The 7458-nt window shown below is 71.9% G+C and carries 6 protein-coding genes and 1 pseudogene; 5 read left to right on the top strand and 2 right to left on the bottom strand.

All coding sequences use genetic code 11. The annotated features are described in order from the left end of the window. Positions 1-144: pseudogene (locus tag ON759_RS14015) on the top strand (magnesium chelatase domain-containing protein); the annotation flags it as partial. A gap of 77 nt (positions 145-221) precedes the next feature. Here the strand turns inward: ON759_RS14015 and speA are convergent. Then, positions 222-2111, bottom strand: coding sequence for an arginine decarboxylase (speA, locus tag ON759_RS08700; RefSeq protein WP_271679982.1), 1890 nt, complete (start codon positions 2109-2111; stop codon positions 222-224). A 129-nt stretch (positions 2112-2240) separates the two neighbouring features. Between speA and speE the strand changes: the two genes are divergently transcribed. Both speE and ON759_RS08690 read left to right on the top strand, forming a co-directional pair. After that, positions 2241-3098, top strand: a complete 858-nt coding sequence (gene speE / locus ON759_RS08695) for a polyamine aminopropyltransferase (protein ID WP_271679981.1) — start codon at positions 2241-2243, stop codon at positions 3096-3098. Between the two features lie 95 nt (positions 3099-3193). After that, positions 3194-5092 (top strand): tetratricopeptide repeat-containing diguanylate cyclase, encoded by a 1899-nt coding sequence (locus ON759_RS08690; protein ID WP_271679980.1) that lies wholly within the window; start codon positions 3194-3196, stop codon positions 5090-5092. 5 nt (positions 5093-5097) lie between these two features. Here ON759_RS08690 and ON759_RS08685 read toward each other — a convergent pair whose 3' ends face one another. Beyond that, on the bottom strand, positions 5098-5436 hold the full coding sequence (locus ON759_RS08685; protein WP_271679979.1) for a P-II family nitrogen regulator: 339 nt from the start codon (positions 5434-5436) through the stop codon (positions 5098-5100). A gap of 184 nt (positions 5437-5620) precedes the next feature. Here ON759_RS08685 and ubiK point away from each other — a divergent pair, with 184 nt between their 5' ends. Next, positions 5621-5887: a ubiquinone biosynthesis accessory factor UbiK gene (gene ubiK / locus ON759_RS08680; protein WP_271679988.1), complete on the top strand. Its 267-nt coding sequence runs from the start codon at positions 5621-5623 to the stop codon at positions 5885-5887. Positions 5888-5898: 11 nt separating this feature from the next. Further along, positions 5899-7413 (top strand): YifB family Mg chelatase-like AAA ATPase, encoded by a 1515-nt coding sequence (locus ON759_RS08675; RefSeq protein ID WP_271679978.1) that lies wholly within the window; start codon positions 5899-5901, stop codon positions 7411-7413. The last annotated feature ends 45 nt before the right edge of the window (positions 7414-7458 follow it).

Raw genomic sequence — 7458 nt, 5'->3', positions numbered from 1 at the left:
TTGGGCATCCTGGCCGCCAGCGGGCAACTGGCGAACGAGGCGCTGGCCGGTTGGGAATTCGTCGGCGAACTGGCCCTGACCGGCGAGATCCGCGGCGTCGATGGCGCGCTGGCGGCGGGGGGGGGGGGGGGGGGGGGGGGGCGGGGGGGGGGCCCCCCCCCCCCCCCCGCGACCCAGGCACGCATCGACCGCTAGGCCGCAGCGCGGCCCCGCGGCCCGGCTCAGTCCAGCGGCTCGTCGCTGAGATAGGTATAGGCGGTCAACCCGCGCTCCAGCGCCTCGTTCAGGCGGTCGGCCTCAGGGCCTTCCAGCCCGGCCGACGTCACCAGCGCCTTGTAGCGGCGGCGCAGGTCGTCGAGCTTGTAGCCCACGTAGTCCAGCATCACGTCGGTGGTGTCGCCGCGGCGCTGCTGGACGATGCGGCACCCGTCGCCGTCGGTGCGCACCTCGATCGCGTCGGTGTCGCCGAACAGGTTGTGGATGTCGCCCAGGATCTCCTGGTACGCGCCGACCAGGAAGAAGCCGATGCGGTAGCGCTCGCCCGGGCGCAACTCGTGCAGCGGCAGCGAGGAGTCGAGGTCCTCGTTCTCGACGTACACGTCGATCTTGCCGTCGGAGTCGCAGGTCAGGTCGGCGATCACGCCGCGCCGGGTCGGCGCTTCATCGAGGCGCTCGATCGGCACGATCGGGAACACCTGGTCGATCGCCCACACGTCCGGCATCGACTCGAACACGCTGAAGTTGACGAAGTACTTGTCGACCAGGCGCTCGTTGAGTTCGTCGAGCAGGTCGCGGTGGCTCTTCTCGTCGTAGGTCAGGCGCGCCTTGACCGCGTGCGCGATGGCGTAGAACAGGTCGTCGATGCGCGCGCGCTGGACCAGGTCGACCTGCCCCAGCGCGTACAGCGCGAGGCCTTCGGCGTGCGCCTGCGCGGCCTCGTGGAAGACCTCCACCGCCGGGCGCTGCGGCAGCTCCGCGTGCAGGTCGCGCAGCTGGCGCACCGGGTGCGACTCGTCGGCGTGCGACTCCGGCACGCGGCCCTCCGGCGCGCGCTCCACCTCGGACACGTTGGCCACCAGCACCGCGTGGTGCGCGGTCATCGCGCGCCCGCACTCGGTGACGATGCGCGGCGGCGCCAGCCCGTGCTGCGCGCAGGCCTCGGCCAGTGGTTGCACGATGCTGGAGGCGTAGTGGCCGATGTTGTAGTTGACCGAGTTGTACGAGCGCGAACGGGTGCCCTCGTAGTCGATGCCGAGGCCGCCGCCGACGTCGAGGTAGCGCACGCGCGCGCCCAGCCGCGACAGCTCGACGAAGTAGCGGGTCGCCTCGCGCATGCCGTTGGCGATGTCGCGCACGTTGCTGATCTGGCTGCCCATGTGGAAGTGCAGCAGCTGCAGGCAGTCGCCGAGGCCGGCGTCGCGCAGGCGCTTCCACAGGTCGAGCAGCTGGCGCGGGTCGAGCCCGAACTTGGCCTTGTCGCCGCCGCTGTTCTGCCACTTGCCCGCGCCCAGCGAGGCCAGCCGCATGCGCACGCCCAGGCAGGGCTGCACGCCCAGCGCCTGCGCCTCTTCCAGCACCAGCTTCAGCTCGGAGGGCTTCTCGATGACGATGAAGGTCTGCAGGCCCAGCTTGCGGCCGATCAGCGCCAGGCGGACGTATTCGCGGTCCTTGTAGCCGTTGCAGACGATCAGCCCGCCCGGGCGGCTCAGCGCCAGCACGGCCATCAGTTCCGGCTTGCTGCCGGCCTCCAGGCCGAAGCCCTCGCCGTGGTGCGAGGCCAGGGTGCCGGCGACGCCGGCGTGCTGGTTGACCTTGATCGGGTACACCGCGGTGTAGCCGCCGGCATAGTCCCAGTCCTGCTGGGCCTGGGCGAACGCCGACTGCAGCTTGCGCAGGCGGTGGCCGAGGATGTCGGGGAAGCGCACCAGCACCGGCAGCTTGGCACCGGACTTCATCGCGGTGTCGACGATCTCCGGCAGCGCGACCACCGGGCCGTCGGCGCCGGCCGGACGCACCGCGATCCGGCCCTGCGCGTCGACGTCGAAGTAGCCGTCGGCCCAGTGCGGGATCGAGTAGGTCTTGCGGGCCTGGTCGGGCGACCAATCGGTCATGTCGGGAGCGCCGGGGATCGGGGGGAGCGCATTGTAGGCCTTGCGCCCCGGGCGTGCGCCGCGCCGGCGTCCCGGTCATCGGGCATCCGCTACAATCCGCGCCCCACCTGGCTGCCCGGACCCACCGCGATGACCGAGACCACCTGGCTGCACGAGCATTTCGAGAAGGCCGGCTCGGCGATCGGCTTCCGCGTGACCCGCAAGCTGGACGAGGTGCAGTCGCCGTTCCAGCACATCGAGATCTACGAGAGCACCGACTGGGGCAACGTCATGCTGATCGACGGCGCGATGATGCTCACCACCCGCGACAACTTCCTCTACCACGAGATGATGTCGCACCCGGCGCTGTTCACCCACGCCGATCCCAAGCGGGTGGTGATCATCGGCGGCGGCGACTGCGGCACGCTGCGCGAGGTGCTGCGCCACCCCGGCGTGGAAAAGGCCGTGCAGTGCGACATCGACGAGCAGGTCACGCGGATGGCGGAGAAGTATTTCCCCGAACTGTGCGAGGCCAACGGCGACCCGCGCGCGGAACTGCTGTGGGACGACGGCATCGCCTACATGGCGAACTGCGCGCCCGGCAGCGTGGATATCGTGATCGTGGACTCCACCGATCCGGTCGGGCCGGCCGAGGGCCTGTTCAACCAGGCCTTCTTCGAAAGCTGCCACCGCGCGCTGAAGGACGACGGCATTTTGGTGCAGCAGTCGGAATCGCCGTTGGTCCTGCTCGACCTGATCAGGGAGATGCGCGCGGAAATGGGCAAGGCCGGCTTCGCCAGCTTCCAGACCCTGCCGTTCCCGCAGCCCTGCTACCCCACCGGCTGGTGGAGCTGCACGATGGCGAAGAAGGCCGCCGGCGCCGATTTCGGCTTCCGCGAAACCGACGCGCGCGCCAAGGGCTTCAAGACCGCCTACTACAGCGCCGACCTGCACAAGGGCGCGCAGGCGCTGCCGCCGTTCGTGGCCGAGGCGTTGGCCGCCGGCTGACCGCGGACGAAGTGCGACCGGGCGCACGGTGCGGGTATCCTCGGCTGGATAGGGTGGCGTTCCCGGGCGATGGAAGACAGGCTGTGCGAGGCCGTTTGACGATCCTGACGGCGATCCTGCTCGTGGCCGCGCTGGCGGGCGCGCGGGCGGCGCATGCCAGCGACGTCGTCCGTCGCGACGAGGCCGAGCCCGGCAGCACCCGCGCCGCTGCATTCGACCAGACCTTCCAGCGCGTGGTCGGTCCCGCCTCGCTCGATGCCACCCGCGCGGCCTACGACGCCGACCTGGAACGCCTGCGCGCCCAGCTGCCGGCCGGCGATCCGCTCCGCGACGCACGCTTCCGCGCCCTGTACTGCGGCAGCGATCGCTGGAAGGATCCGGCGCAGGGCCTGGCCTACGCCGACGAAGCGCTGCGCCGCGCGCGCGACGTCCGCGACGTGGCCTCCGAGGCGCGCGCGATGCTGTGCCGCACCGCCTACCTGATGGCCGCCAGCGGTTCGCAGCGCGGCCTGCCCGAGATCGACAAGGCCATCGCGCTGCTGCAAGGCGGGCCCGAGCAGCAACTCCTCGGCGAGGCGCTGCATGCACGCGGCGACATCCTGTCCCTGCTCGGCGAGCAGGCGCGCGCGATGCTGGATTTCCAGCGCGCGCGTGCCGCCTATCGCGGCGCGGGGATCGAAGGCGAAGTCGAATCGCTGATGCTCAGCATGGCGATCGGCTACCGGCGGATGGGCGATTTCGAACAGGCGCGCCGCCATTTCGAGGCGGCGGCGACGCGCCTGGAAGCGCGCGGCGACTGGGAGGCCGTGGCCACCAACCTGATCCAGCTCGGCTTCCTCCACGACGAATCCGGCGCCCCCGAGAAGGCCAGCGATGCATTCCGGCGCGCGCTCGCCATCGCCGAGCGCGAACGCGACAACTACAGCGCGAATGCCGCGCGCCTGGGCCTCGCCGGGGCGCAGGTCGCCCTCGGCGACCCGAAGGCCGCGCTGGAGACGCTGGCGCTGGCGCGGGCCGGCTTTGCCGCCGAACAAGACACCTCCAACGACGACATGCTGTTGCTGCTCACCGGCGAAGCCCTGGCGCGACAAGGGCAGCATATCGGCGCGATGGAACGGTACCGGCAGGCGCAGCCGCTGATCGAACGCAACGGCAACCAGCGCTACCTCGCCGACTTGTTCAAGGCGCGCGCCGCCAGCGAGGAGGCGCTCGGCTGGACCGCCGCCGCGCTGGAAGACTACAAGCGCTACGCCGGCCTGCAACTCAAGCTGCAGGGCAAGATGCGGCTCCAACAGGGCCTCCTGCTGGAGTACGAATCCGAGATCCAGCGCCGCGAATGGGACAACCGCAGGCTGCGCGCGGAAGCGCTGGGCAAGCAGCAGGAAGTGGCGGTGCTGGAACGCGTTCGCCGCTGGCAAACCGCCGCATTGGCGCTGGGCGCGCTGCTGGTCGCCCTGCTGGCATCGCTGGCCTGGCGCCAGCGCGCCAGGTCGCGGGCGATGCACACGCTGGCGATGCGGGATCCCCTCACCGGGGCGGCCAGCCGGATGGGGATCGAGGACGAGGCCGCGCGCGCGCTGGCGCAAGCGCATGCCGAGGAGAAACCGTTGTCGCTGCTGATGCTCGACCTCGACCACTTCAAGACGGTCAACGACCGCTACGGGCACGCGGCCGGCGATGCCGTCCTGCGCGCCGCGGTCGACGCGTGGGAGGCCCAGCTGCGCGGGCGCGACCCGCTGGGCCGGGTGGGCGGCGAGGAATTCGTGGTGGTGTGCCCGGAAACCAGCCTCGCGCAGGCCACCGTGGTCGCGCAACGCTTGCTGGAGGCGACGCGCGGGCTGCGCTTCCCGAAGATCGACCCGGAGCTGCGGGTCAGCGTCAGCATCGGCATCGCCCAATGCCGGCGCGACGAGCACCGCGACAGCCTGCTCGACCGCGCCGATGCGGCGCTCTACCGCGCCAAGCAGCGCGGCCGCGACCGCGCCGAAGCCTGACCGCGCTAGAGGGCGTCGGCGTCCATCTCGCCGGTGCGGATCCGCACCACCTGGTCCAGGCCCCACACGAAGATCTTGCCGTCGCCGATCTTGCCGGTGCCGGCCGCGCGCATGATCGCCTCGGTGACCACGTCCACGCGGTCGTCGGTCACCGCCACCTCCAGCTTGATCTTGGGCAGGAAGTCGACCACGTATTCGGCGCCACGGTAGAGCTCGGTGTGGCCCTTCTGCCGGCCGAAGCCCTTGACCTCGGTCGCGGTGATGCCGGCCACGCCGACCTCCGCCAGCGCCTCGCGGACATCGTCCAGCTTGAACGGCTTGATGATGGCCATCACCATTTTCATCGCGTGCTCCTTCGCTCGATGGCGCGAGCATAGCGCGCGGCGACCCTGCATACTGGCGCCGCGCAAGGCTGGGAATTCCCCCACCCCGCGACGCGTCCTGCGCCGACGGACGCGGCGCCCCCGGCGCCGCAGCCTGTCGGGAACGGCCCGCCGGCCGCAGGAGCCGCCCATGAAGACCGCCTCGATGATCGACCTCGCCCAACTCGACGACCTCGCCCGCCGCCTCAGCAACCTGGTCCCGCCGGGCCTGCGCGAGGGCCGGGAGGAACTGCAGCAGAACTTCAAGTCGGTGCTGCAGGCCGGGCTCGGCAAGCTGGACCTGGTCACCCGCGAGGAATTCGACGTGCAGCGCGCGGTGCTGGCGCGCACCCGCGACAAGCTGGAGGCGCTGGAACGGCAGCTCGCCGAACTCGCCGCCGCCGGCGACGCATCCAAGCCGCCCCAGCACTGAGGGCCGCCACCATGGGACTTGCGATCGTGCACAGCCGTGCGCGGGTGGGCGTGCGCGCGCCCGAGGTGCGGGTCGAGGTGCACCTGGCCGGCGGCCTGCCGGCGATGCACATCGTCGGCCTGCCCGAGGCCGCGGTGCGCGAGGCCAAGGACCGCGTGCGTGCGGCGATCCAGTGCGCGCAACTGGATTTCCCGAACGGCCGGATCACCGTCAACCTCGCCCCGGCGGACCTGCCCAAGGACGGCGGGCGCTACGACCTGGCGATCGCGTTGGGCATCCTGGCCGCCAGCGGGCAACTGGCGAACGAGGCGCTGGCCGGTTGGGAATTCGTCGGCGAACTGGCCCTGACCGGCGAGATCCGCGGCGTCGATGGCGCGCTGGCGGCGGCGCTGGCCGCCGGCGCCGCCGGCCATCGCCTGCTGGTCGCACCCGGCGACGGCGCCGAGGCCGCGCTCGCCACCGACGTCGACGTGCACACCGCGCGCACCCTGCTCGAAGTCTGCGCCGCGCTCGACGGGCGCAGGCAACTGCCCCGCGCCGAACCCGCGACCGCGCAGCCCGGCCCCTCGCCCGACCTCGCCGACGTGCGCGGCCAGGCGCATGCGCGTCGAGCATTGGAGATCGCCGCCGCCGGCTGCCACCACCTGCTGTTCGTGGGGCCGCCCGGCAGCGGCAAGACCCTGCTCGCCTCGCGCCTGTGCGGGATCCTGCCGGAACCCACCGACGCCGAAGCCCTGGAAGCCGCCGCGATCGCCTCCGCCAGCGGCCGCGGCCTGGACCTGGCGCGCTGGCGCCAGCGCCCGTTCCGGGCCCCGCACCACACCGCCAGCGCGGTCGCGCTGGTCGGCGGCGGCGCCGATCCGCGCCCGGGCGAGATCTCGCTGGCCCACCACGGCGTGCTGTTCCTCGATGAGCTCCCGGAATGGAGCCGGCACGCGCTGGAGGTGCTGCGCGAGCCGCTGGAATCCGGCAGCGTCAGCATCTCGCGCGCGGCACGGCACTGCGATTTCCCGGCGCGCTTCCAATTGGTGGCGGCGATGAACCCCTGCCCCTGCGGCTGGGCTGGCGATCCCTCCGGCCGCTGCCTGTGCAACGACGAGATGATCCGGCGCTACCGCCATCGCCTCTCCGGTCCGCTGCTCGACCGCATCGACCTGCACGTCGAGGTCCCGCGCCTGCCGCCGACCGCGCTGCGCCCGGAGGCGCCCGGCGGCGAAGCCAGCGAACGGGTGCGCGAGCGGGTGGTCGCGGCACGCGCACTCCAATTGGCCCGTGCCGGCGCGGCCAATGCCCACCTCGATCAAGGCCAGACCCAGGCGCATTGCCGACTCGCCCCGCGCGATACCGCCCTGCTGGAACGCGCGGTGGACAGCCTGCAGCTGTCGGCGCGTTCGCTGCACCGCATCCTGCGGGTGGCCCGCACGATCGCCGACCTCGCCGACAGCGCGGGCATCGAGACCCCGCACCTGACCGAGGCGATCGGCTACCGGCGCCTGGACCGCGGCAGCGCCCGCGAGGCCGCCTGAACTTCCGGCACGTCCGCGACCACCCCGGGATCGCGTATTGGTGTC

Origin of the sequence: Thermomonas mangrovi, from assembly GCF_028201335.1 — a bacterium.
Classification (GTDB): domain Bacteria; phylum Pseudomonadota; class Gammaproteobacteria; order Xanthomonadales; family Xanthomonadaceae; genus Thermomonas; species Thermomonas mangrovi.
Note: the sequence above shows the minus strand (reverse complement) of the source record. Positions and strands in the feature narration are given on the sequence as shown.

What these genes read in the sequence shown, in the direction of transcription:
- speE (WP_271679981.1), top strand. Translation starts at nt 2,241, where the DNA reads ATGACCGAGACCACCTGGCTGCACGAGCATTTCGAGAAGGCCGGCTCG.
- ON759_RS08685 (WP_271679979.1), bottom strand. Translation starts at nt 5,436, where the DNA reads ATGAAAATGGTGATGGCCATCATCAAGCCGTTCAAGCTGGACGATGTC.
- ubiK (WP_271679988.1), top strand. Translation starts at nt 5,621, where the DNA reads ATGATCGACCTCGCCCAACTCGACGACCTCGCCCGCCGCCTCAGCAAC.
- speA (WP_271679982.1), bottom strand. Translation starts at nt 2,111, where the DNA reads ATGACCGATTGGTCGCCCGACCAGGCCCGCAAGACCTACTCGATCCCG.
- ON759_RS08675 (WP_271679978.1), top strand. Translation starts at nt 5,899, where the DNA reads ATGGGACTTGCGATCGTGCACAGCCGTGCGCGGGTGGGCGTGCGCGCG.